Raw genomic sequence first — 24,577 nt, 5'->3', positions numbered from 1 at the left:
TATGCTAAGGGCGCTATATATTGATCACACCATGGGCTTACCCCATAGGCTTAAAGGGGGACACCCCCCTTAAACAGGATCTCCACTATGCTTCGTCTCTGTCTCCTGAGCTTTTTTCTACTGGCCAACACCCTGCATGCCCCCCTTGCTCATGCTGAACCGAGTGAACCCAGGGTTATGGTCGACATATCTTTGTTAAAAGCTGGAGCAAAAGCTGGAGATGCCAAAGATCAGTATCGATTAGCTCATACGATTTTACAGAAACCCCCCATATCCCAAGACCATCAGAGGGGTGCGGCGTGGATGAAAAAATCTGCCCAACAAGGTTTTCTTCCCGCACAGTACAGCATGGCGACGCTTCACCAGCATGGTCAGGGAGTCACCAAGGATCTACAACAAGCACTTTACTGGTGGGAAAAAGCGGCACAGCAGGGGCATGTGCTGGCCCAGTTCAAATTGGGCACAGCTTATATGCATGGAACAGGTAGCCTTATTGATCTGGATAAAGCGGTTTTTTGGTTAAAAAAAGCGGCACAACAGGATATGGCCCAGGCCTATCTTCACCTTGGCAGTATTCAGTTCCAACGTACGCAAAAACAGCAGCAAGCTCTACCCTATCTGCGCAAAGCAGCTGACCTGGGGCTGGCCCAAGCACAATATCTGTTCGGTGTGCTCTACCAAACCGGTAAAATTGGCCAAAAAAATCCTGAGCAAGCCTTCCAATGGTTTAAAAAGGCAGCCCTTCAAGCCCACCCCAAAGCAGCCTTGCAGGTTGCGACGGCTTACCGAAAAGGCCAAGGTACCCCTAAAGATATGACGGCCGCACTGGCCTGGATGGAAATTGCCAGCCAGTTAAAGACAACCCAAGCTAACTTTTTAAAAGAAGTGATCAAACGTGATCTCAGCCAGGAACAGCAACAAGCAGCCGCAGCCTTAGAAAAACGACTGATGCAAAGCATGGGGAAACCGCAGAAGGGTAGCTAGGGCGACCCTATTGAACCGTGTTAAACCGGGGTTAAGCTCTGCCAACTGCGGGCAGGTATGGGGTAAAGAATGGCACGGCTAAGATCTTCAAGAAAATCAATACGGGGGATCTCCGTAGCGCCAAACCGTAACATATGATCCGTGGTCATTTGGCAATCCATTAAACAGAAGCCTTGCTGATCCAACATCTCCACCAGGGCAACCAATGCGGCTTTGGAGGCATCTGGACGTAAAAAAAACATCGACTCTCCAAAAAACGCCCCCCCAATGGCCACCCCATAAATACCACCGGCAAGCTTGTATTGATCGTTTTCATCCATCATCCAGCACTCACAGCTATGGGCATACCCCATCTGGTGTAAACGGATATAGGCGGCCTCCATCTCCGGTGTAATCCAGGTTCCTTCCGATTGACGCGTTTGACCACACAGATGGATCACATGCTCAAAAACATGGTCGAAGGTGATATGAAAGCGCCCCTGACGCATGGCTTTTTTTAAGGATCGGGGAATATGAAGATTCTTGGGCCGTAAGATCAAACGAGGGTCCAGGCTCCACCACATAATGGGTTCACCCGCACTGAACCAAGGAAAAATACCTGCACGATACGCTGCCAGTAGCCGCTGAGGGGTTAGATCTCCCCCAACCGCGACTAAGCCATGCTCATCCGCCCCCTCTGCTGGGGGAAAATCATAGCGATCATCAGGTAATCGATAAATTGGCATGCTATCCACTTTAACAAGAAGCGGTTTAAATCCATTTCAGGTTTACACCATGAAATAAGGTTTACTCGTCATGGCCATGGATCCTAGACGCCCAAAGATACCGTTCTCTACCCTTGGGCGTTCCCTTACGCCTAGCCCATGCAACGCCACACCTGTGCAGATGAACCATGTGTGGAAAAGATGTGAGCATTCATCCAGGGCAGAAGTTCCCTTGATCATCTGATTTCACGCACATGGGATGATCCACCCTTTAGTGGGCTTCACCCCAATTTTGCCCAACCCCCATATCCACCACCAAAGGAACAGCCAGTTGCATGACCCCTTCCATGGCACGACGCACCTCCTCTTTCACGGCTTCCAGCTCTTTATCCGGTACCTCAAGCACCAATTCATCGTGTACCTGAAGCACCATACGCGCTTTATAGCCACCAACACTCAGCGCTGTATTCAACCGGATCATGGCCAGTTTAATCAGATCTGAAGCACTGCCCTGCAAAGGTGCATTAATGGCCGTTCGCTCGGCAAATTCGCGTAAATTACGTTGGGTTGCATTGATATCCCGGATGGGGCAGCGCCGCCCCCCCAGGGTCTCCACATAGCCATGCTCACGGGCAAAACGAATGGTCTCATCCATCTGCTGGCGCACCCCGTCATAGCGTGCAAAATAGAGATCCATATAGGCCCGAGCTTCGTTATTTTTAATCCCTAAACGCTTTGCCAAACCAAAGGGGCTCATACCATAAACCAAGCCAAAATTGATGGTTTTGGCCATACGCCGGTGCTCACTGGTCACTTGATCAACAGGGACTTCAAACAGTTCAGACGCCGTGGCCGAGTGAATATCCAACCCATCATGAAAAGCCTCCTTCAAGCGGGCCACATCGCCCATATGCGCCAAAACACGCAGCTCAATTTGACTGTAATCCGCGGCCAGCAATGACCAGCCCTCAGGCGCAATAAAGGCATGGCGGATGGCCCGCCCTTCTTCGGTACGAATGGGAATATTCTGCAAATTAGGATCAGAAGATGAGAGACGCCCAGTTAAAGTAACCGCTTGGTTATAGCTGGTGTGTACACGCCCTGTGACGGGATGGATCAATTTAACCAGGGCATCCGTATAGGTTGACTGTAACTTGGTTAAGCTGCGGTAAGCTAACACCTTATTGGGGATGTCATGCCCCTGATCAGCCAGTTTTGTCAGCACTGAAACATCGGTGGAAAAGCCGGTTTTGGTCCGCTTACCCCCCTTAATGCCCATTTTTTCGAAAAGAATATGGCCCAACTGCTGGGTGGAATTAACGTTGAACTCTTCTCCCGCCAAGGCGTAAATCTCTTCAACAAGCCGCTCTCGACGAATGGTAAAATCTGCAGACATGGCGGTCAGTGCATCCCGATCAACCACCACACCGGCATACTCAATTTCCGCCAAGACAGGAATCAGGGGACGTTCAATTTTTTCGTAAAGATCCTTAATGCCCTCTTCCCGGTTAAGGTTAGGTTCCATCGACTCCGCCGCTTGCCAGGTGACCTCAGCATCTTCACACGCATAGGGGGCCGCTTTCTCTAATGGAATCTGATCAAAGCGCAGTCTCTTCTTACCCTTACCTGCTACATCTTCAAACTTTATGGTGGTTCGCCCCAGCTCCTCGGTGGCAATAGCATCCAGATTGTGTGCCCGGTTGGCCCCATATAGAAGATAGCTGTAGAGCATGCTGTCGCGCTCAATACCCTTAATGGTAATGCCATAGCGCTTAAAGATCTGGTAGTCATACTTAATATTTTGCCCGGTTTTACCAACCTTTGGGCTCTCCAGTAGGGGCTTGAGTGCCGCCAACACATCTGCACGGGGCAGCTGTCCATCGGGGGCGGCATCCATGGCATGCCCGACAGGAATATAGGTCGCGACCAGCGGCTGCCAAGCGATGGAGATACCCACCAGCTCGGCGGTATGGGGGTTAAGATCCGTGGTTTCGGTATCCACCGCAAAACGGTCCAACTGCTTAAGCTTTTCCATAAAGGCATGAAACGCTTCATCGGTGGTGATCACCTCATACTGCGGTTCTTGGGGGGCGACTTCCTCTTGAGCTGGGGGGCGCTCCTCAACCCCGCTCTCTTGCATCTGCTTTTCTGCCTCCCGGGTCAGGGTGGCAAAGCTCATATCCTGATAAATATCCCGCAGTTTTGCCCAGTCAGGCCCTTGCATACGGGCTTTTTCCAGATCAAAGGGAAGGGGCACTTCACAATTAATAATGGCCAGTTGATGGCTCAGGCGGGCTGTTTCAGCCTGCTCGATCAGGGAGGCCCGCCGTTTGGGCTGTTTGACCTTCTCAGCATTGTGCAGCACACCCTCCAGATCACCATACTCACCAATCAGCTGGGCTGCGGTTTTAGGGCCAATACCGGCCACACCGGGTATGTTGTCTGAACTATCCCCTGCTAAGCCGAGCAGATCTGAGATATGCGCGGCATCCACCCCCCAGGTTTCCACCACATCCTCTGGCCCGTACCATTTATCTTTACCGCCATCAAACATCTTGACGTTGTCATCCACCAACTGCATTAAATCCTTATCCCCAGAGACCACCACCACATCCACACCGGCTTCCCGACCTTTTTTTACAAAGGTGCCAATGATGTCATCGGCCTCAAAGCCTTCCAGCGCAATCCGTGGAATATTAAAGGCATCGATCACATCGTGGATAATGGGAATTTGCACCCGTAACTCATCGGGCATAGGCTTACGGTTGGCCTTGTACTGATCGTCCATTTTATGGCGAAAAGTCGGGGCCTTGGTATCAAAGGCAATGGTGACAAAGTCTGGTTTTTCATCCTCAATCACCTTACGCAACATCTTGATAAACCCATAGATGGCATTGGTGGGAAAACCATCCCGGCGGCTAAGGTTACGTACCCCAAAAAAAGCACGGTACAGGTAGCCGGAGCCATCAATAAGGAATAGACGTTGGTTGGACATGGCGATCGCTTCCTGACCAGATCAAAAGGTTCTTAAATATCAGAGCACCCCCCAATGGGGAGGCCCAAGCTTAACGTGGCTGCTCCGCGGACGCAAAGCGTAGCTTTTAGGCAACCGCTCCCCTATGCTTGAGACCGATCTTTTCTTGGGGTTTTTTAAACATGAGCCGACACACCTACTGGGTTCTTGCTGCCTACTACGGGGCCTTTTTTGCGGCCTTGGGTATTATGCTGCCCTATTGGCCGCTCTACCTGGAAGAGATCGGCCTGGGTGCTGAAGAGATCGGTATTCTTATTGCCTTAATCCATGGCATGCGGGTTATTGGCAGCCCTCTGTGGGGCCACTGGGCCGATCAAGGCAGCCGTAAGCGCATTATTGTCATCACATCTTTTGCAACCCTAGGTATTTTTAGCCTCTATTTTTTTGGTACCAGCTTTTGGTATCTGGTGATGGTGACCATCCTCTACAGCTTCGTACATGCCGCGCCCCTGTCGTTGGTGGATGCCACGGCCATGGAGCAAGCCACCAAGCATAATGGGCAGTATGGTCGTATTCGGGTTTGGGGCTCCATTGGTTTTATCGCCGCGGCCCAGCTGGTGGGCCTGCTGTTGGATTGGCAACCCATTACCCTGATTTTGCCCATCATTACCCTGCTGATTGTGGCGGATGTTATCCTCGCCCTACTGATGCCAAAAGAGGATAAACATTGCGAAAAAGAGAAAAAGCCTGATCGGGCCATGATGGTGATCACCGATCCACGGCTTACATGGTTTTATCTGGCCGCTATTTTAATGCAGTTTTCCCATAGTGGTTATTATGGCTTCTTCTCTTTACATATGGAGGCAAGCGGCTATACAAGGGGTGAAATTGGCACCTTCTGGTCGATCGGTGTCCTGGCCGAAGTGCTGCTGCTTACATGGTCACGCCCCTTCTTAAACATTGGTGTTTCCAAACTGTTGCTGATCTCTTTGGTCTTAGCCTCGCTGCGCTGGAGTGTCTATGTCAGTACCAGCCACTGGCTCATCATCGCCCTTGTACAAACCCTACACGCCTTCTCTTTTGGTGCGTTCCATGTAGCCTCGATGAAAAGGCTACACGATTTAGCCCCTGCTGGACGCCGAGCCAGTACCCAGTCCTGGTATTCTGCCCTCTCTTTTGGCATTGGTGGTGGTTTGGGCATGGCCTGTTCAGGCTATCTGTATAAACAGATCGGTTCCGATGGGCTCTTTGCCGTTATGGCCGCTGCCGCCGCACTTGGTGTGGTTGCCTGCTATCGAGCGGTGGTGCTTTATCAAAGAAATCCCGGCAATGTGGTATAAAGAGATCGACCGTTAAGATTATGGATAGGATGATCCTATGACCGATACCCCCAAAGGCTTCGTGCCCTGCCCTGTAGAGCTACCCAGTGATGACCTGCGTCAAATGGTCCTACTGGGGCGTATACTGCATGATCTACGCACCAACCCAGCCTACCTGGAAGCCATAACACCGGAGCTACCCCAGGTTGCCCGCATGGATCCAGGCCACCACTCCGTTATGATGGGTTTTGATTTTCATCTCACCGATGAAGGTCCTCGCCTCATTGAGGTTAATACCAATGCGGGTGGCGGCCTGTTGGCCTACCGAGCCCATGAGCCGGAGTTTCAAGCAGAAGTCTTTGATGACACACCTTATGCACCAACCCGTCGTCATCAACAGGCCCTGTTGGATGCCTTTACCCAAGAGTGGTCACTCTTTCAGCAGGCCACAGGAATGGATCAGCGAGCCCTGCGCCGTATTGCCATTATGGATGAGAACCCCACGGAACAGTTTCTCTATCCAGAGATGCAGGCCTTTTCCCGCTTTTTCAAACATTGGGGCATAGAGGCCATTGTCTGTGGACCAGACGACCTACAGATGGACCGTTGCGGGGTTTACCATAATGGTGACCGTATTGATCTGTTATACATGCGCCATTGCGATTTCTACCTGGAGTCTGCCGAGCTGGCAGGGTTAAGAGCTGCCTATCTAAACCAGAGCATCTGTTTAACCCCTAATCCACATCTCTATGGGTTATTGGCGGATAAACGGCGTTTGGTACGCCTGTCAGATGCACAGTGGTTATCGGATCTTGGCCTTAGCAGCCGGCGCATTGATCAGCTCACCTCACTGCTGCCAACCTGCCGGGCTTTAACCAGCTTTACAGACCGTGACAGCTTATGGGCAGAACGCAAACAGTGGGTGTTTAAACCGGCAAATGCCCACGGCAGTCGTGGCGTTATTCTGGGCAAGTCCATGCGCCGAAACCGTTTTAATGAACTGGATGAAGCGACGACCCTACTCCAAAAAGTGGTCCCGCCATCCCAGGTGCAGTGCCCCAATGTAGAGAAACCCATGAAGCTGGATGTCAGACTCTTTGCCTATGCACGGCGTATGCTTGGTGTCACCGCTCGGGTCTATTCGGGGCAGATCACCAATTTTAAGGATCCACAGAGCGGTTACGCTCCGGTAAAGGTCTCGTGAAATCAAAGCATAACAATTGAACCGTAGCCATGGCCCTGCTATACAGAATATTTGTCTGAAAATTTGATACTTTTTTTACCTGGGGGAGTCACCTGCTCATGTCCGAAACCCATGAAGATATGTCCAAGCTCGGTGATCAGTTTCAACTGGCAGATCCCATGGAAGCTTTTTTGGGGCATGCCAAACAGGAAATTGAGCGGCTACAACAGACCGATCCTAAATTTGATCAACCTCTCTATGACGAAGCCCTGCAGATGGTCAACCAACGTCTGAGCTTGCGCCTGAAAGCGGCACAGAACCATGATCATTCATAGTCTGGCTGCAGAAAATCTCTTTCGCTTTACCCAGGTACATTTAAAAAACCTCCCTAAACAGGGATTAATCGCCATTGATGGCGATAATGAGAGTGGGAAAAGCTCGTTACTGGAGATGCTACTGCTGGGCTTGTACGGTCGAACCAGCCGCCTGCATGAAGAGTCTCTGGCACGGGCTGTTAAGTGGGGCACACACCAGGCCTCTCTAACCATGCTCTTCAGCGGCAATGATCAACGTCTGTATCAGGTCATCCGTTATCTGGACCCAGAGGGTGGCCACCGGGCCAATCTTAGCTTGGCCGATGATCCAAAGAACCCTTTGGTTAAAGGAGTTTCTGGGGTCAATGCAGCCATTATTCAAAAGATCGGCTTGGATTTTGAGACCTTTATGAGCTGTCTCAATTTAGGTCAGCAAGGCCCCGATACCCCCCGCCCCAACCCCCAAGTGTTACGTCGTATTTCCGGTGTTGATTATTTGGAGAAGGTGGCCGAAGAGCTGTCAGATGAAGTCATTGAAATGGCTACAGAAAGCCAAAACAGTGGCCACGAGATTGAAAAAATTGAAGAGGAGCTGGAAGATCTGGATGTGATGATGGGTTCGCTGGATACCCTGCACAAGCAGCTGGAAGAGACCCTCTCCACCCGCCATACTCTGGACAAACAAATTCGCCAAATCCGCAGATTTTCCATGACCTTGCAAGATGCTACCCGACACCTGACAGAGAGCCCCCTACAACAGCTCACCCCCAATGATGATCTGGATCTTTGGCAAAAAGAGCTTGAGGGGGTGGAATCGGCGATGGATGGGCTGGATCGCCTATGCCAAGGCAATAAACTTGGTGTGGATGAAGCCCCAACACGCTTGTTGCGCCCTTTGATCCAACGGCGTATCTCCGCACTGGGGGAGCTCCGCACCCTGATGGGCGAAATCCGCAAACAGGGTGAAAAATGGCGACACTGGTTGGCAGAGGATAAAGTGCTGCATGCCCCCTTTACGGAAAAGGAGCAGGATGCAACCACCTACCCCATACGTCGCGCGACACTGCAGCACAAACGGGACAGCAAGGTGACCATGCAGCACCGCAGTGGTTGGCTGTTTGGCTTGACCATGTTGCTCACAGCAGCCACAACCACCTTATGGTATATGGCACAACTGGCTGTGGTGGAAGATCCTGGTATAACCACCAGTGACCACGGCCTATTAATGCAGCTACTGGGCAGTGAAAAAGAGCTGGGCCCCCGCTTTACAACCGTATTGGCCGTTGAAGGGAGTATTGCACTGCTTTCTGGCCTAAGCTTTTGGCTCTATACCTTGACCAAACACCGGGTTAGTAAACGCATCCATGCGCTGGATCAACAGGCCAAATATGGTCGTGAACAATTTAAACGGTTGGATGCACTCATCAAACGCCCCATGCTCTCACGTTTTTTGGAAATGATTACCCTAACCGATGCCCCATGGTCTGAGCGCCTAAATCGCTGGTTTGGTGAGATGGGCAATATGTTCATGAATACGCCAGAAGCCGCCGAAACCAAAGAGGTGTTGCGACAGCATATGGATGAGGTTGCTGATAAGTTGGCGCTTGACCGGCAAGTGTTGGATCATCGGTTGGAAAAAGCTCAAACTGAGCGAGAAAGCCTAACCGCCCGCCTTGATCAGCTTGAACAGGCGATTGATGAAGAGAATGAACGGCGGGAACGGGATGAGGTTTTGCGCGAAGCACTGCAAAGTTGCCACACCATTCACCGGACGCAGCGTCATGGTGTACGGGTTCGGGAGGTCAGCCTGGGCCTTTTACAAGGGGCTCAAAAGGCCTGCAACAGCCGGTTTCAACAAGAGCTTAAACGGTGCATGTCCACTTTAGCCCCTCGTTTTACAGGTCAACACTACCGCTATCTGGAGCTGGATAAGGAGATGAACCTCAGAACCCGGACCGGTGGCCGTGATGCCTTGGTCCCCATTTCTGACCTAAGTACCGGCGCCCAGCGACAGTTACAGCTGGTTTTGCGCCTAACCTTGGCCAAGGCCATAACGGCACATTCCGTCAGCGGCAACCAATGCATGCTACTGGATGAACCCTTTGCCTTTTTTGATAAAACCCGTACTGAAGAGGCTATGCAGGCCCTCTGTCAACTGTCGGCCCCGCTATCTCAACTATGGGTGGCCACACAATCTTTTTCTGAAGTTCTTGCTGAAGAGGGGCTGGTCCGCATAACCTGTAGGCAGGATCAAGAAAGCCTTATTGTTGATGGGAACGCTTTATGAAAAAATATTGGTTCGTCATATTAGGGGCCACACTGCTGGCCTATTCTGTCTGGACACCATCCGTCCAAGCTGAACCACGCATGATCCGTAACAAAGGTTCCGTGACCATGGTGGATGTCGCTTTATTGTGGTCACGTGCTTACCAAGCTACCGTTCCCCAATCCCACGATGCCGTGGTTGAGGTATTTGGTGGTGGGTCCGGCAATGGTATTGCCGCCTTAATTAATGGCCATGTGGATATTGCCAACTCCAGCCGCGCCATGAAAGCCCGCGAGATCAAACTGGCCAACCGTCGTCTACGCACCCAACCTGTGGGTTTTGTGGTGGGGTGGGATGCACTCTCCGCCATTGTCCACCCTGACAACCCCGCTAGCGCTTTAAGTGGCCAGGAACTTAAACGTATTTATGGTAAAAAAGGGGATGTTGAGCGTTGGAGTGACATTGGCATTACCGTGCCGGGTTGTAAAGATCAACGCATAAACGCCATTAGCCGTCGCATCAATACGGGAACGTATGCTTACTTTCGACATGCCGTCTTGGGTAAAAGGGGCTTAATGCGCCGGGATATTGCCTATAAACGCACCCGAGAAGAGATGGTGGATGCGGTGGCCAACGATCCATGTGCCCTAGGCTATATCAGCATCTCTCGACTGTCTGAACGGATTAAACCGCTCTGTTTAATCCGCAACAGCAAGAAGGGAGATCAACGCTACTGCGTGGATCAACAGGCTGAACTACGGGTCACCACAGACTACCCCCTGCTACGCCCCCTTTACATGTACACCTTAGGTGAACCAGACCCCCAAGTTAGAAGTTATCTGGACTGGGTACGGGGTGACCAAGGGCAGCGTATGGTCAAGAGCCATGGCTTTATTCCCATTGGGCATGGTGGGCAGGGACAGACTTTCTAGCCCTATAGATCTATAGGACCGAGCACAACGGCCCATGCCTGAATTTGGCATGGGCCTTTTTGTTGCGCCTGACACCCGTTTTTGCATGCTTTCTATCCAATAATTATGGGAGAATGTTACTTTAACCCTCTGCTGACACCTGGGATGATGCCGCTAGCATGATTACAGATATGCTCACGAAGCTGTTTCGGCCTCCAACACAACCGGCCATTCGACCCACTGAGCCCATGCGCCTAATGGGTGAGCGTATTCGTATTGATCTCTCAGCCCTGCCTCTGACCCTGACGCTGGGCCGCAATGGCTCCACCATTCTGGTCATGGCAGAGCCCGGTCATTCGGATGCCATCATGTTGGTCAATCCCACCCGCTATTTTGACCGAGCACATGGCTTTATACGCCTAAAATTGAATACCCCACTGATTTTGGGACGGGATCAACCCCAGCAACAGAGCCTGTTTGGGTTGGCCTCTGATGTGGCCATGCGCCATGTCGAGCTACGCTTGACCGCGCAAGAGTTGTGTCTTAAAGAGCTACACACCGATTTTGGTATGGTTGTAGCCCCGGCGGATGCCACCCTCAAGCAACAGATCCAATCTCTTAAGAATGAACGGCTGGAAACACTGCTGGCCCCTTTTCCAGACCCCCTTCAGCCGCTAGCCGCGCCTGAAGCTTTGGATCTTTTACAGCGTGCTGCAACCAGCCAACAGCAAGATCCTTTTCGCCCAAAAAATAGCCTGGGCAATCTGGGAAGCCTACTGGAACTGCCCGAGCATATGGAACCCATCTTGGTGGGGGATCTCCATGCGTGTGTGGAAAACCTGCTTGCCATCCTCAACTGGGGGGGGTTATGGGATGGTTTGCAAAGTGGCACACAAGCCCTGATTATTCTTGGAGATGGCGTACACTCTGAACGGGATGGCCAACTTGATCAGATGGAGAGTTCCATCTTGATGATGGACCTGATTCTTCATCTCAAAACACTTTTCCCCCAACAGGTGTTCTATCTCAGAGGCAATCATGACAGCTTCTCGCCACGCATCTCTAAGGGGGGAGTACCACAAGGCAAGCTCTGGCTCGATGCCCTGCTTGAAAGGCGGGGGGAGTCCTACGTTGCCCTTATGGATGAGTTCTACAACCAGCTCCCACTGGTTGCCGCAGGACACCACTTTTTAAGTACCCATGCCGCCCCACCCCGCGCCAAGGCTGACCGGGATATGATCATCAATGCCCAGAATTACCCTGGCCTGGTTAACGAACTGCTGTGGAACCGTATGCGAGGACAGCACTATCCCAGCGGGTATACCAAAGGGGACATCAAACGTTTTCGCAAAGGCATGGGGTTACCCCCAGAGACCCCTTTTATTGTGTCACACACCCCATTGAACCGTAACCAGACCTTATGGATACATGCCGGAGAGATGGAGAACCACCACATTGTCTTTAGTGGTTTAAGTCAAGAGATTGGGCTGTTTGTTGGTTTGGGTGATTGCCTGATCCCTCTGATCTTACCAACCGTTCCCTGCCCTGAGCTGGTGAGCACACCCGAGGCATAACACCGCCAAACCGGGATCTTAACCAAGTTCGGCAGGTACGCACATGGGTATATCCAACCCAGCGATCACCACCGTCCCCCCCCCTTCTCATCCGTGACCCAAGGGCCTTTGATCTTGCCGCCACGCATCTCCAGGATAAGAGGTGGGCTGTATAACAGATCACAACTTCTCTATCCTCCTCTTGTCACCTATAATACTTAGGAATCTACATGGTTATGATAGAGTTGTGGCTATGATCGCAGAGAGATCGAGCGCGACTATCACGCATCCGGTCCTTAGGCTTTGCCTTCGCCAGAGCCTAACTCCCAATGACTCTTAAGCTGGAGTAAACTTTAGATGGGCACATTGCCACACGCGATGGATGGCGTATCCCACTCTCCATCTGATCCAACGGTTAGCATCTTGATTACCGCATATAACCGTGAGGATTTTGTTGGAGAAGCCATTGAAAGCGTCATTCAGTCGACCTATACAGACTGGGAGATGATCATCGTTGATGATGGATCTCTGGATGCCACCTACGATTTGTGCTGCCGCTATGCCGAAAAAGACCATCGTATTCATGTATACCGCAATGAGACCAATTTAGGGGACTACCCCAACCGCAACCGTGCGGCAGAGTTGGCCCGAGGTCGCTATTTAAAATATGTAGACTCCGACGACCACCTCTACCCCCATAGCTTGGCCTATTTGGTTTCTTTGATGGAGGAGCACCCAGAGGCAGGTTACGCCCTTTCACAAGACAGTTTTGTTAACCGCCCTCATCCCATCCTGCTCTCACCCTATGAAGCCTATTTTATCAATTTTTTCCACTACAACCTGTTTGTTCGCTCCCCCAATAGTGCATTTATACGAACAGATGCCTTCCGTCAGATTGGCGGGTTCAGTGGTAAACGGCATGTGGGTGATCATGAGATCTGGCTGAAACTGAGCCGTCATTACCCGCTGCTAACCACCCCCCCCGCACTAGCTTGGGACCGGACCCACCCTGGTCAGGAAAAATCCCTTAATCGGGAAAAAAAGCTGGGTATGCATCAGCAAATACAACAAGAAGCGCTGGAGCATAACGACTGCCCCCTTAACAACAGAGAACGTCAATGGGCTTGGCATAACGTACAGCGCAGTTACCGTAAGGATATTTTTTTCACTCTGTTTAGATATCGGCAACTACGTAGAGCTATCAATATGAAACGCTATCTCAACCTATCTTGGTTTTCCATACTCAAGTTTCCTATCTCAACACGCTTTATGCCTCCTATGCCCAGTAAGTGGGACTAAGCTCATGTGCGGGATTTTAGGCTGGGTCGGACCAGGCGTGGCGGAACCAAAGCAAGCTAAGGCGCAGACCATGCCCGCCCTTAAGGCGTTGCGTCCACGCGGTCCTGATGGAGAAGGGCTAGAAGCAGGTCAACATTGGGTTTTGGGACATACCCGGTTGGCCATCCAGGACCTCAGCGCAGGGGGTTATCAACCCATGCGGGCCGAACAAGGCTCTCTGCTTACTTTCAATGGCGAAATCTATAATTACCGTGAGCTTAAACAGGAGCTCCAAGCACTTAACTACCGCTTCAACTCGACCAGTGATACCGAGGTCTTACTCCAAGCATTAAACTGTTGGGGGATCGCGGCCCTACAAAAACTGCATGGTATGTTTGCCTTCGCTTGGCTGGATCCCCAAAACAACAGGCTCATTTTAGCCCGTGATCGTTTTGGGGTTAAACCGCTCTGTTATACATATGATCAGGAGAATTTCTGTTTTGCATCGGATCTACATAGTTTAAGAAAATTGCCCATGACCTCTTTGGAGGTTGATCCAATCTCTGTACGTAATTTCTTAACGTTGGGCTATATCCCTTCACCCCGTTCTATTTTAAAAAATGTGGCCAAACTGTTACCAGGTCACCATATGAGCATTCAATGGAACAGCTCTAAGGTAGACGTGGGTACACAAACCCCCTATTACAGTATTGCATCCATACCACCCAATACGACCCACCTGAGTGCAGACGACCGGCTGAATGCCTATAAAGCCCATGTGGAACAGGCGGTTGATTATCGTCTGGTCAGTGATGTACCCGTAGGAACCTTAATGAGTGGTGGGATCGACTCGACCATGGTGACCTTACTCTCTGGCCAATTAACCGGGGGGGATATAACCAGCTATACCATGGGGTTTAAGGGGAGTGCGCTGGATGAATCAACCTATGCCCAACAGATAACCGAACATATTGGCTTGCAGAATATTCAATTTCAGTTAGGTGACAGCCTGGATGCACTGCAACAAGCCTTCACCGTTTTTGATGAACCTTTTGCAGATGAATCTCTACTCCCTACCCTCTCCCTAACCGAGCAAGTTGCCCAACATACCAAGGTTGTGCTCTCGGGGGATGGTGGAGATGAAGCGGCATTTGGTTATTCATGGCACCATCAAATGCAGCAACTCAACCCATGGAACCGGTTACCCCCTTGGATGCGAAAACTGGTTGGGTTTTGGGCACCCCGCATACGCCCCACGTGCAGGGCAACAGCGGTTACCATTGCGCAAAAAGACAGAATGTCTCAATGGCTTGCCATGCGAGGATGGAAGGATAGTCATCAGATAAACCGCTATCCTGTTGTGGACTCTATGCAGTTGGAGCCGTTGGCAGAGAGTTTTACATGGCAAAGCGGTGAGCTCTCCAAGATCCACGATCCCCTGGAGTGGGTGGGACGGTTGGATTTAATGCTCTACCTACCCGAAAATCTCATGGTTAAAATTGACCGGACCAGCATGGCCCATGGTTTGGAAGTGCGAGAACCGCTTTTAGATCACACACTCATGGAGTGGTTGCTGTCCCTGCCCAAAGAAAACCGCTATGACTCACAGAAGGGATTGAGTAAGGTCCTTTCTCATCAACTCCTTGCTGAGCATTTACCCAAGAGGTTATTTGAAAGACCTAAGCAAGGCTTTATTCCAGACAGCACCAAACTGTGGGAAGGTGAACTTCGCCGTACTCTGGAACAAACCATTCACCAGCTGGAGAAGCATGCACTTCTACCCGTTGCCCTACCAGAGCCCTTTCAAACCTGGGCAAGCTACGCCCAACATATTGGCCCTTCTGCCCCAAACCTGCTGTGGCGCATAACCTGCTTTCGACTCTGGTTAGAAAACCACAAGCTCTACACCAGATCCCGGTGATACCTGCATCCAACCCAACAGCAGGTTATTCATGCACAACAGACCCCACGATGAACAGGTGATCTTTTTCTGCTCATGCGTAGGGTTATGCCACCTGATCGGTGAAGCCTAAAAAATTCACCCTGCCGATGCTTATCCCACCCAAACCATCCTCAAGACTTTGCCATACCAACAGCCCTAAATGGCATAAAGAGGCATCGTCCAACCGAGCAAGATTAACAGATCAAGCCCCACCCTTTTACAGCCCTACCCCAAAGCGGCCAACCCTTTGGAGGCTTTACCGCACACAAGCTCACAGTACGTGATCACCTGCCATAACCGTTGTAAACCGCCTACACACCACAGGGGATTTTAAAAAAGGCCCATCGTGCCCTAAAAAAAACGCGGTGATCTTGCGACCACCGCGTTTTTTATTCAATTGGGCTGTACGTCAGCTTTAGTTACCAAAGATTCCTTTGATAATAAAGAAGATACCAGCAGCCAACAGACCACCAGCAGGCAAGGTAACCAGCCAGGAGAGGAAGATCCCGCCCAGTACCCGCATATCCAACGCACCAATACCTCGGGCAAAGCCCACACCCATCACTGCACCCACAGCAATCTGTGTGGTCGAAACAGGCATACCGGTTTTAGAAGCCAAAACCACGGTCACCGCAGAGGCCAAAGTCGCACTGTAACCTCGGGTTGGTGTCAGCTCCGTAATTTTAGTACCGATGGTTTGCATCACCTTATAACCCATGGTGGCCAAACCGATGACGATACCACCACCACCAAGCAGCAGAATCCAAATAGGCAGGCCAGCTTTTTGCGCAACTTCACCATTGGATTGAACGATGGAAACAACCGCAGCCAAAGGACCAATACCATTGGCCACATCGTTTGAACCATGGGCAAAGGCCATGGCACAAGCGGTAAAGATCATCATCGGCATGAATACCTTCTCTACGCTGGCGTAGTGGTATTCACGATCGGCACTTTCATCCATCTCAACCTTCATGATCATACGCTTACCGACGAGGGCAACGATTAGACCAATCAAACTGGAGAGCAAGAAGCTCTCAACCATGGTGAAGTCAAGCTTCAGATGTTTCAACCCTTTCCACAAGGTCACCAAAGCGGTGATAAAGCCCACCATGAAGACATAGATAGGCCCCCACTGCTGGGCTTTTTTGAAGGGGTTATCTGTATTCAAGATCAATTTTCGAATAGAGACCATCAACATATAGGCGATGGAGCCACCGATAATGGGTGATACGATCCATGAAGCGGCAACTTTACCGATCTTGCCCCAATTCACCGCATCAATCCCAATGCCGACCATGGCAAAACCAACAATGGCACCAACAATGGTGTGGGTGGTGGATACAGGCCAACCTTTGGTTGAGGCAACCATCAGCCAGATCGCAGCCGCCAAAAGGGCCGCTAACATACCGAAGACCAAAAGTTCCGGGTTGGCCGCAATGGGCTCCGGATCAATAATCCCCTTACGAATGGTTTTGGTCACCTGACCACCGGCAACGAAAGCACCAGCAAATTCAAAAATGGCGGCAATTAAGATTGCCTGTTTAACGGTGATGGCCCCTGAGCCCACCGAGGTACCCATGGCATTTGCCACATCATTGGCACCAATGCCCCAACACATATACAGGCCAAAGATAATGGCCATGAACATGAAGATTGTGCCGTGTTCCTGAATAATTTCCATAGAGAGATCCCCTGACTGCTCTGATCAGTTACCGATTAGCGTGCAATAAGAAGGCGCAGGCGATCGCCCACCTTCTCGGCATAGTCCCCCAGATTTCCGATGTCCCGGATCATCTGGTAGAGCATTATTGTCACCACCGGTTTGATCTCATCTTCACGGGCAAACAGGGATTGACATAAAGCGATACCCAAGTGATCTGTCTCATCTTCCAGATCACTGAGCTCTTTCAACATTTTTTCAACCAACTCAGACTCACGACCACCAAAGCCTGTCTCAAGCAGCTCATCCAGCTCTTCAATGGCTTCACCTGCCTTTTCACAGGTTGCCACACAGCGCACAGAGAGTTCAGCAAACTGGGCACACATACCACTTGGCGGTGACAGATCTTCACGCAGGGTCAATAGACCTGCAATATCCTGGGCGGTATCTGCAATGGCATCCTGCATATCCAGGATCTCCAACAAATCTCGCCGAGCAACAGGCATAAACAGCGAGTTAGGCAGATGGGCTCGAAGATCATTTTTCAGATCATCGGCCTTATTTTCCAACTCAAAAATTTTATCTTTAACCTTATTCAATGCATCACGATCATTGTTCTCAAGTGCCTTAAACAGATCAGGGACCTGCTGCACACAAGTGACAACGGTTCGCATATGCTCTTGCATCGGTTTAAAGGGTGATCGCCCCAATAGCGAGGCCAACGGATTGGTGGTGCCCATGGATCTGCCTCTCCTCTTAGTCAAAGTCACTGAACTGAAATGAATGGACACATAATCCGATAACAGCATCTGTCACAGATGGTGCCCTGCATCCTTTACCAAGCTGGTCAGAATGGTCCTCCGAAATTGAGAGAGGTCAGCATTCATGAGAACCCTCCCCATTCACCGAAAAAACGACCCGCCAACTGGTTTTTATCGTTATGAGAAACTCTACACCACACTAGAATGACCTGACAATGTGACAGTCTTATTCACCTTTCTGTGACTTTTCTGCGTCATTCGCATTTTTTTGTGATGATTTTACAGAAAAATCTAGCCGCAATAGTTCAGATAAGCATCTTTTGGTGAAATCCACATCTAGAAAAGGAGAATTAAGCGATAAAAAAACACCAACGAGGCGTTTCGCTTCTCATTACGATCAGCATGGTCTGCATTTTTGTACAAAAGGGGAGTGGGTCGATGTTGCGCAGCTCAGGAACGAAAGAGGTGCTCACGGGGCATTGTTCAGATCAAGCGTACGAAGAAACAAACGAGAGAGATGGACGAACAGGGGGGGGGATGGGGCCCAGGCAAGCACACAAGGGTTGCCGCCCGCACGGGTTACCATAAACCTATGCTATGGGGCATAACACAGGATAATACCTGAGTTGCGCAAAATGGCCAAGCACAGGTGTGTTAAACCGCTTTACCCAATAAGCAACAACAAAGCGGTTTCTGCCAGCAATGCCATCAACAAAAAAGCAATGACCATGACCATCCACTGCGAACTCTGCACTTTTTGAGAGAGGAGTTGAGAAAAATCCAACAACTCCTGACGCAAGAAAAGTGATTCCGAAGCCGTTTGAAGATGCTGGGACAGTCGCTCCAAAAACAGACGGTCAGACTCACGAAAATCACGTTCACCCAACGTATTCCGTACTAAGATCGCCCCAGAAGCCCCTTGTCCTGAAAGGTGAGCAATGGGGACACACAGCGCATTGCGGGTTTCAGGCAACACATCCTTGGATGGTGAATTCAGTCCATGAGGCATGGGCTCCACCACATGGTAGACCCCTTCACGTATGACACGAGAAACTAACGCACAGCCCGGCGCTTGCCCCTCTGTCGCTTGGGCAAGCAGTGGCATTTGATCCCCATCACTGCCACAGGCCAGCCAGAAGTCGTCGCCATCTTGCTGACGAATAAAAATAGCACAAGAGGCTACATCCAGAGCTTTAGGTACCATCTCAACAAACAGTGCCAATAGCTCTTTGTTGGCACGCTCGCTCCAGGAACGGTTTAGTACCCGCTGGCGCAGCTGCACCTGATCCATGGTCTGCAACAACTCTTTGGATGAGAGGTGGCGTTCCTGAATGGAAAAAGCCTGGGCATTATGAATGGCAACCGGAGGGGCATCCACATCTTCACGGATCAAAATACGCATACCAGCTTGATGCATAAACATCGCAAGCTTTTGGTAGACGGCCAGCTCATGCTGCACTTTGGCCAAACTAAGCCCTTGATCTACAGTGTGACTACCTGCTTTTGCCCGTTGTTGGCGCCGTTTGAACATGAGCTGAGCATCAGGCAAAACAAACTCAAACAGATACCGACTACGGAAATCCGTTGCAAAAGGTCCTGTTTTGCGGGGGGGTAAGATAATACGGAACAGGTCGACCTCTAAAAAATCGGGATCATCCAGTTCATCCAGCTCATAGACCGGCACCGCTTTTTCAAAGCCGACAAAGGGGATAAGGAAATGAACTTCACGCGGACGCATATGCAGGGCTGGTGATTTCCACCAATCCTTCTGCGTTAGGTCAATAATCCCCTCGTCAGGCCATCCATCCAGATAGGCAATCAACGTACTTTTACCCGATCCGGGGGGGCCGGTGACAATCAGGTCCCTGAATACAGCATCCTGAGGGTAGCGCACACCCTTTAACTCTTTATGGGCAGAGAATGGCTGCGTTTGCAACACAACTTCCTCCATCTGTCCATCCTCCCTTTAGCAAAACAATGTCTCTTCGTACGATAAGCACAACACAATCATTTGATCTGCATGTGTCTCACCGGTAACAATCCACCCCATATTTCAAATACCACCCTGTCATAATGGCATATGCTATTGAATATTTAGGTGTTCTTATAACCTTAAAAAGCATTCCATACTTAAATAGTGCTACTTATTTTGCGATATGGAACGCACTCATTCTAAATCAACATGTCGTGTTTGTAAATTTTATGTGACTTTATGATGGAGTTCTTGCTATTTTTGATATTGGACATACCACGATTTGTTCTGGTTCCCAACCTTCGTCGTTGCATACATAAACATATGAAGAAGCATATATCTTAAGGCTTTCTATGCTTGTGTTGCATGACATGCCATACCGGTTATCTACGTTTGTGTTAATGATATTGAGAGTGGCCTTATGATCCGTAAAATATTCCTGCCTATTATCTGTCTTCTTCTGGCATATGGCTTTTGGGTAAGCCCTGATTTTAAGGAAATTGCCGCAGGTGTTGCCATCTTCCTGTTTGGCATGGTCTCCATGGAGGAGGGCTTCCGTATATTCTCAGGCGGTGTTCTGGAAAAAATCCTGCGTCACACCACAGATAAAACCTGGAAGTCACTGAGCTTTGGTGTTGTCAGTACAACATTAATGCAATCCAGCTCACTGGTTTCGGTCATTACCATTTCATTTGTCAGCGCGGGTTTACTGGGCCTACAAGAGGGCATTGGTATTATCTTTGGGGCCAACTTAGGCACCACCACCGGTGCTTGGTTGGTGGCTGGCCTGGGGCTGAAGGTTAAAATTTCAGCGTATGCCATGCCCATGTTGGTTTTTGGTGTGATTGGATTGTTCCAAAAGACACCCGCTTGGCGCGGTATCGGCTACATTCTGGTGGGTTTAGGGCTGCTCTTCTTGGGTATTCACCATATGAAAGAGGGCTTTGAAACCTTTAAATCTTCCATCGACCTTTCTCAGTTTGCAGTAGGTGGTTTAAAAGGATTATTGCTCTTTACCGGTATTGGTGTTTTTGCCACGGTTGTTATGCAGTCCAGCCACGCGACCCTGGTCTTGATCATTACAGCCTTGGCCGCTGGCCAAATTACCTATGAAAATGCCTTGGCTTTGGCCATTGGTGCCAACATCGGTACAACCATCACGGCCATCATTGGTTCTTTAAGTGCCAACGTGGCAGGTAAACGATTGGCAATGGCCCATCTAATTTTCAATATTGCCACAGGTCTGCTGGCCATCGTCTTTATGATGCAGATCTCACAGGCTGTTGATGTGGTCAGTAGCTATGTGGGAATTTCCGCCACCGATTACACCTTAAAACTGGCTGTTTTCCATACTCTGTTTAACCTGTTGGGGCTGTTGGTCATGCTCCCTTGGTTAGGCTGGTTGGTTACCTTTTTGGAGCGCACCTTACAAGACAAGCAACAGGATCTGGTTACCGCCCAATATCTGCATGATGCCAACCGCAGCATCCCAGCAGCCTTTTTGGAGTCTCTACGTAAAGAGGTCATTCACCTCTATGACAATGCCGTTGGCATCTCTCTTCAAGCGCTCAACTTGGAAAATAATGACATCGACCACCCCACCGATGCCTGTGATCTGGTCAAAGAGCGACGTAAAGTGATGGAGATGGATGTGGATGAGCTCTATGACCAACGCATTAAGGGTCTATACGGCACCATCATTGAATTCTCCGGCACACCAGAGTTTAACATGTCGTCAGAAATGGCCTCCCGGCTGTTTGAACAGCGGGTTGCCTGCCGAAAAGTGGTTGAGGCGATTAAAGATGTCAAACATATGCGCAAAAACCTGGTGCGCTATGCCAACATTGATAATCCAGCCATTCGTGATGAATATGATAAAATCCGTGGGCAGATGCTGGATCTACTTCGCTCACTGGCTGAAGTACGACTTGAAGCCACTGAGCAAAGTGATACACTAACGGTGCTTTCTTTGGATACTCTGCGTGTGCGCATTGAAGACAGTGATGTACTGGCCAATGACAATTTGGACCACCTTATCCGTAATAAAGAGATCACGGACAAGATGGCAACATCACTGATGAATGACAGTGCTTATGCTTATGACATCTCCAAACGACTGATTCAAGTTGCCGAATCTGTTTTTGTACCGTTTAATGAAGAGAGACTGCGTGACGCTGAGCGTGCTATTTCCTTGAGCGATGAGGAACTAGAAACGGTTATGGATCACGGGGGGGCACAGAACGGTTCATAATGACCACCCCGGATCATCTATTTTTACCGAGGAGATGTGGGGATGAAGCTGGGCAAAGCATTAGACCGCCTGGAAGGTCTGTTTGACGCAAAAAAATCCAAGCAAAAAGATCAATGCGAGGATATGCAAGAAGTCCTGAAAAAGCTTAAAAAGAAAGAAAAAAAGCTGCAGGAAGAGATTGCTGAAGAGAAAAACGAGAAGCACAAAAAACGGTTGGAAAAAGATCTCCGTGTACTCCAGACTCACTGGAAAAAAGCGAATAAGATCTGCCGAGGTTTAAAACACTAACACCCGGCATGAGAACCAGAATGGATCCAGAGCCCAGCGCTTGTTATAATCGCTGGGCTCTTTCTATTTATTCTTCATCATAGCCGGTATATACGATGCGTAGTCCAAGCTCACGTCTTCAGACCCTATTCTTTTGGGCCGTTCTGTTTCTTTTAGCTGGCGTTGTGTTTGGTCCAATGCTGGAACGTTTTTTAATCTCTTTTCAGGCTGAGCCCCGTGCGGTTACCGCCCGTGGCACCCTGGCAGATGATGAACGTAACACCATTGATATTTTCAAAGCGGCCAAGCCTTCCGTTGTCTATATCACCACGCTCAAACATGTACGCGACTACTGGACCCGCAATATTCTTAAGACCCCTCAAGGTACGGGCTCGGGTTTTGTATGGGACAACCAAGGCCATATTGTGACCAACTGGCATGTGGTTAAAAAAGCTACAGAGGCTATTGTACGCCTCTCTGATCAATCCAGTTTTAATGCGGTTTTGGTGGGGGCAAGCCCAGAACATGATCTGGCCGTATTGCGGATTGATGCCGGTGCAGGCATGGTCCCTCCCCTTCCCATTGGGGAAAGTCATAACCTGCAAGTTGGGCAGAAGGTTTTTGCCATTGGTAACCCCTTTGGTTTGGACCATACCCTAACCACCGGTGTCATTTCTGCTCTGGAGCGCAGCATTGATAATGAAGAGGGTGGATCCATTGAAGATCTTATTCAGACCGATGCCGCCATTAACCCCGGTAACTCTGGTGGCCCGCTGCTGGATAGTGCAGGGCGTTTAATTGGTATTAATACCGCCATTTTCAGCCCATCAGGTGCCTATGCCGGTATTGGTTTTGCGGTACCCGTTGATGTGGTTAACCGGGTTGTTCCCCAGTTAATTGCCCAAGGTCGTTACCAGCGCCCAAGTTTGGGTATTCGAGCCAGCGACCAAACCAGTGAACAGATTCTTAGTCGCTTGGATGTTGAGGGTATTTTAATTCTTGGTATTGAGTCTGGATCAGCCGCTGACCATGCGGGCCTTCATGCCAGCCGGCTGGAAAACCGAGGTATTGTCTTAGGGGATGTGATCGCCGCCATTGGCAAGCAAAGAGTTAAGAATATAGGTGAGTTACAGCAGATCTTAGAGCAGTACCGGGTTGGGGATAAAGTATTGGTTACCGTATGGCGCCAGGGTGAGACGGTGCAGGTACCTGTGATTCTGGGCAATCCCTAAACAGCCTCTACTTAAGCATCTGTTGCAGGGTAGCAGGGGTATGATACACCCCACCAAGCTCATGCATAAAAAAATGACAATAGCGATCAATACGGTTCAAAAATTCCTGTAACTGGGTCTCACTCTGCACATAAGGGGTATGGCCTTTTTCCCAACTGGGTGAATGAAAGCTTAAGGTAAACAGACGTTCACCTTTACCCATCAACCACTGTGTCAATTGTTGCAAGTCAGCCTGCTCGAACCCCTCAGGTGAAAGACGCAATCGACTGAGCAACCCCAACCGAGAGAAAATCCCCCCCAGTTTAAGAGGCTGAGCCCACGTACTTTGTAGATAGGGTTGCAGGTATGGCCCCCAGCGATGCAGCCCCCCCATAAAACCACCGGTGGTGGGCAGACAGAGCAGCCGCTGTTTACCCGCGGCAAAGGTAAAAGGGGTATATGGGTAGCGGCTATGGTCTGGCCCACCGTCGACCGATTGATCAAATCCTGGTGAGGGGCTTAGATCAATGTGATAGCCCAGCTCAGCCAAAATCTCCGCACTATTTGGCCCAAAGCCATAACGTCCTGCTTTATAGATAACCGGTCGTTGGCCAAAATTGGCTGTAATGGTGTGCGTCAGCCGCTCTAGTTTTTCCTGCTCCAAAGCATAAGGTAGGTTACCCGGATATGCATTGTGGGTATTAACCACCTCATCATGGGGTGGCGAGACCCAAGGGTGCAGATGTGCACCAATCATACAGCGATCCTGGGCCAATAGTGCGGCTAAGGGCTCATAACCCTGGGGCTGTGAAGCCACAGGATGGTCCACAACATAGATCGGCTTAATACCATAACGGTCAAAGATCTCCTGCACCCGGTGCACATGGCGCATATGTGAAACATCGGTCTGGGCCCGATCAAAGGGGGCATGCCAATCAAACACCTCTTCGGTATCCACCACCACTTGCAACATGGGGGGGTGATCCTTACTGAGAGGTTTAAGCTGTATGGCGGAATGCATCAT

The 24,577-nt window shown here is 50.1% G+C and carries 18 protein-coding genes; 12 read left to right on the top strand and 6 right to left on the bottom strand.

From position 1 onward, the window contains the following. The first annotated feature begins 87 nt into the window (after window positions 1–87). Entirely contained in the window at window positions 88–984 is an 897-nt protein-coding gene (locus V5T57_RS05720) for a tetratricopeptide repeat protein (protein WP_332890210.1), read from the top strand. Window positions 985–1,004: 20 nt separating this feature from the next. On the opposite strand, the gene aat is transcribed toward V5T57_RS05720, so the two are convergent. After that, window positions 1,005–1,709: a leucyl/phenylalanyl-tRNA--protein transferase gene (gene aat, locus V5T57_RS05715; RefSeq protein ID WP_332890209.1), complete on the bottom strand. Its 705-nt coding sequence runs from the start codon at window positions 1,707–1,709 to the stop codon at window positions 1,005–1,007. A 250-nt stretch (window positions 1,710–1,959) separates the two neighbouring features. Further along, entirely contained in the window at window positions 1,960–4,683 is a 2,724-nt protein-coding gene (gene polA, locus V5T57_RS05710; RefSeq protein ID WP_332890208.1) for a DNA polymerase I, read from the bottom strand. A 161-nt stretch (window positions 4,684–4,844) separates the two neighbouring features. On the opposite strand from polA, the gene V5T57_RS05705 reads away from it, so the two are divergent. From V5T57_RS05705 to asnB, 8 genes are all read left to right on the top strand, one after another. Then, window positions 4,845–6,002, top strand: coding sequence for an MFS transporter (locus V5T57_RS05705; RefSeq protein WP_332890207.1), 1,158 nt, complete (start codon window positions 4,845–4,847; stop codon window positions 6,000–6,002). A gap of 37 nt (window positions 6,003–6,039) precedes the next feature. Then, complete coding sequence (locus V5T57_RS05700) at window positions 6,040–7,185, top strand: ATP-grasp domain-containing protein (RefSeq protein WP_332890206.1); 1,146 nt, start codon at window positions 6,040–6,042, stop codon at window positions 7,183–7,185. Window positions 7,186–7,283: 98 nt separating this feature from the next. Continuing rightward, window positions 7,284–7,499: a hypothetical protein gene (locus V5T57_RS05695; protein ID WP_332890205.1), complete on the top strand. Its 216-nt coding sequence runs from the start codon at window positions 7,284–7,286 to the stop codon at window positions 7,497–7,499. Continuing rightward, entirely contained in the window at window positions 7,486–9,765 is a 2,280-nt protein-coding gene (locus V5T57_RS05690; RefSeq protein ID WP_332890204.1) for an AAA family ATPase, read from the top strand. The genes V5T57_RS05695 and V5T57_RS05690 overlap by 14 nt, the downstream gene beginning before the upstream one ends. Next, complete coding sequence (locus V5T57_RS05685; protein ID WP_332890203.1) at window positions 9,762–10,676, top strand: PstS family phosphate ABC transporter substrate-binding protein; 915 nt, start codon at window positions 9,762–9,764, stop codon at window positions 10,674–10,676. The genes V5T57_RS05690 and V5T57_RS05685 overlap by 4 nt, the downstream gene beginning before the upstream one ends. Before the next feature lie 158 nt (window positions 10,677–10,834). Then, window positions 10,835–12,229 carry a metallophosphoesterase gene (locus V5T57_RS05680; RefSeq protein WP_332890202.1) on the top strand — a complete coding sequence of 465 codons (1,395 nt, stop codon included), beginning with the start codon at window positions 10,835–10,837 and terminating at the stop codon, window positions 12,227–12,229. A 336-nt stretch (window positions 12,230–12,565) separates the two neighbouring features. Then, entirely contained in the window at window positions 12,566–13,507 is a 942-nt protein-coding gene (locus tag V5T57_RS05675) for a glycosyltransferase family 2 protein (protein ID WP_332890201.1), read from the top strand. 4 nt (window positions 13,508–13,511) lie between these two features. Further along, window positions 13,512–15,407 carry an asparagine synthase (glutamine-hydrolyzing) gene (gene asnB, locus V5T57_RS05670; RefSeq protein ID WP_332890200.1) on the top strand — a complete coding sequence of 632 codons (1,896 nt, stop codon included), beginning with the start codon at window positions 13,512–13,514 and terminating at the stop codon, window positions 15,405–15,407. A 436-nt stretch (window positions 15,408–15,843) separates the two neighbouring features. On the opposite strand, the gene V5T57_RS05665 is transcribed toward asnB, so the two are convergent. The 3 genes from V5T57_RS05665 to V5T57_RS05655 all read right to left on the bottom strand — a co-directional run bounded on the left by V5T57_RS05665 (window position 15,844) and on the right by V5T57_RS05655 (window position 19,803). After that, on the bottom strand, window positions 15,844–17,112 hold the full coding sequence (locus tag V5T57_RS05665; protein ID WP_332890199.1) for an inorganic phosphate transporter: 1,269 nt from the start codon (window positions 17,110–17,112) through the stop codon (window positions 15,844–15,846). Between the two features lie 35 nt (window positions 17,113–17,147). Next, the gene (locus tag V5T57_RS05660) at window positions 17,148–17,831 is read right to left on the bottom strand and encodes a TIGR00153 family protein (RefSeq protein ID WP_332890198.1); all 684 of its coding nucleotides are present in this window, start codon (window positions 17,829–17,831) and stop codon (window positions 17,148–17,150) included. A 685-nt stretch (window positions 17,832–18,516) separates the two neighbouring features. Beyond that, window positions 18,517–19,803: a GAF domain-containing protein gene (locus V5T57_RS05655; RefSeq protein WP_332890197.1), complete on the bottom strand. Its 1,287-nt coding sequence runs from the start codon at window positions 19,801–19,803 to the stop codon at window positions 18,517–18,519. Window positions 19,804–20,245: 442 nt separating this feature from the next. Here V5T57_RS05655 and V5T57_RS05650 point away from each other — a divergent pair, with 442 nt between their 5' ends. The 3 genes from V5T57_RS05650 (at window position 20,246) to V5T57_RS05640 (ending at window position 23,574) form a co-directional block, all read left to right on the top strand. After that, window positions 20,246–22,075: a Na/Pi cotransporter family protein gene (locus V5T57_RS05650; protein ID WP_332890196.1), complete on the top strand. Its 1,830-nt coding sequence runs from the start codon at window positions 20,246–20,248 to the stop codon at window positions 22,073–22,075. Between the two features lie 42 nt (window positions 22,076–22,117). Next, entirely contained in the window at window positions 22,118–22,363 is a 246-nt protein-coding gene (locus V5T57_RS05645; RefSeq protein WP_332890195.1) for a hypothetical protein, read from the top strand. 95 nt (window positions 22,364–22,458) lie between these two features. Next, window positions 22,459–23,574 (top strand): S1C family serine protease, encoded by a 1,116-nt coding sequence (locus V5T57_RS05640; protein WP_332890194.1) that lies wholly within the window; start codon window positions 22,459–22,461, stop codon window positions 23,572–23,574. 7 nt (window positions 23,575–23,581) lie between these two features. Here V5T57_RS05640 and V5T57_RS05635 read toward each other — a convergent pair whose 3' ends face one another. Then, the gene (locus V5T57_RS05635) at window positions 23,582–24,577 is read right to left on the bottom strand and encodes a polysaccharide deacetylase family protein (protein WP_332890193.1); all 996 of its coding nucleotides are present in this window, start codon (window positions 24,575–24,577) and stop codon (window positions 23,582–23,584) included.

This window comes from Magnetococcus sp. PR-3 (assembly GCF_036689865.1).
Lineage (GTDB): Bacteria > Pseudomonadota > Magnetococcia > Magnetococcales > Magnetococcaceae > Magnetococcus.
The sequence above is the reverse complement of the archived record's forward strand: the minus strand, read 5'-3'. Positions and strand labels throughout refer to the sequence as shown.

Coding starts and splice junctions, on each gene's coding strand:
- V5T57_RS05720 (WP_332890210.1), top strand. CDS start 88: ATGCTTCGTCTCTGTCTCCTGAGCTTTTTTCTACTGGCCAACACCCTG.
- aat (WP_332890209.1), bottom strand. CDS start 1,709: ATGCCAATTTATCGATTACCTGATGATCGCTATGATTTTCCCCCAGCA.
- polA (WP_332890208.1), bottom strand. CDS start 4,683: ATGTCCAACCAACGTCTATTCCTTATTGATGGCTCCGGCTACCTGTAC.
- V5T57_RS05705 (WP_332890207.1), top strand. CDS start 4,845: ATGAGCCGACACACCTACTGGGTTCTTGCTGCCTACTACGGGGCCTTT.
- V5T57_RS05700 (WP_332890206.1), top strand. CDS start 6,040: ATGACCGATACCCCCAAAGGCTTCGTGCCCTGCCCTGTAGAGCTACCC.
- V5T57_RS05695 (WP_332890205.1), top strand. CDS start 7,284: ATGTCCGAAACCCATGAAGATATGTCCAAGCTCGGTGATCAGTTTCAA.
- V5T57_RS05690 (WP_332890204.1), top strand. CDS start 7,486: ATGATCATTCATAGTCTGGCTGCAGAAAATCTCTTTCGCTTTACCCAG.
- V5T57_RS05685 (WP_332890203.1), top strand. CDS start 9,762: ATGAAAAAATATTGGTTCGTCATATTAGGGGCCACACTGCTGGCCTAT.
- V5T57_RS05680 (WP_332890202.1), top strand. CDS start 10,835: ATGATTACAGATATGCTCACGAAGCTGTTTCGGCCTCCAACACAACCG.
- V5T57_RS05675 (WP_332890201.1), top strand. CDS start 12,566: ATGGGCACATTGCCACACGCGATGGATGGCGTATCCCACTCTCCATCT.
- asnB (WP_332890200.1), top strand. CDS start 13,512: ATGTGCGGGATTTTAGGCTGGGTCGGACCAGGCGTGGCGGAACCAAAG.
- V5T57_RS05665 (WP_332890199.1), bottom strand. CDS start 17,112: ATGGAAATTATTCAGGAACACGGCACAATCTTCATGTTCATGGCCATT.
- V5T57_RS05660 (WP_332890198.1), bottom strand. CDS start 17,831: ATGGGCACCACCAATCCGTTGGCCTCGCTATTGGGGCGATCACCCTTT.
- V5T57_RS05655 (WP_332890197.1), bottom strand. CDS start 19,803: ATGGAGGAAGTTGTGTTGCAAACGCAGCCATTCTCTGCCCATAAAGAG.
- V5T57_RS05650 (WP_332890196.1), top strand. CDS start 20,246: ATGATCCGTAAAATATTCCTGCCTATTATCTGTCTTCTTCTGGCATAT.
- V5T57_RS05645 (WP_332890195.1), top strand. CDS start 22,118: ATGAAGCTGGGCAAAGCATTAGACCGCCTGGAAGGTCTGTTTGACGCA.
- V5T57_RS05640 (WP_332890194.1), top strand. CDS start 22,459: ATGCGTAGTCCAAGCTCACGTCTTCAGACCCTATTCTTTTGGGCCGTT.
- V5T57_RS05635 (WP_332890193.1), bottom strand. CDS start 24,577: ATGATGCATTCCGCCATACAGCTTAAACCTCTCAGTAAGGATCACCCC.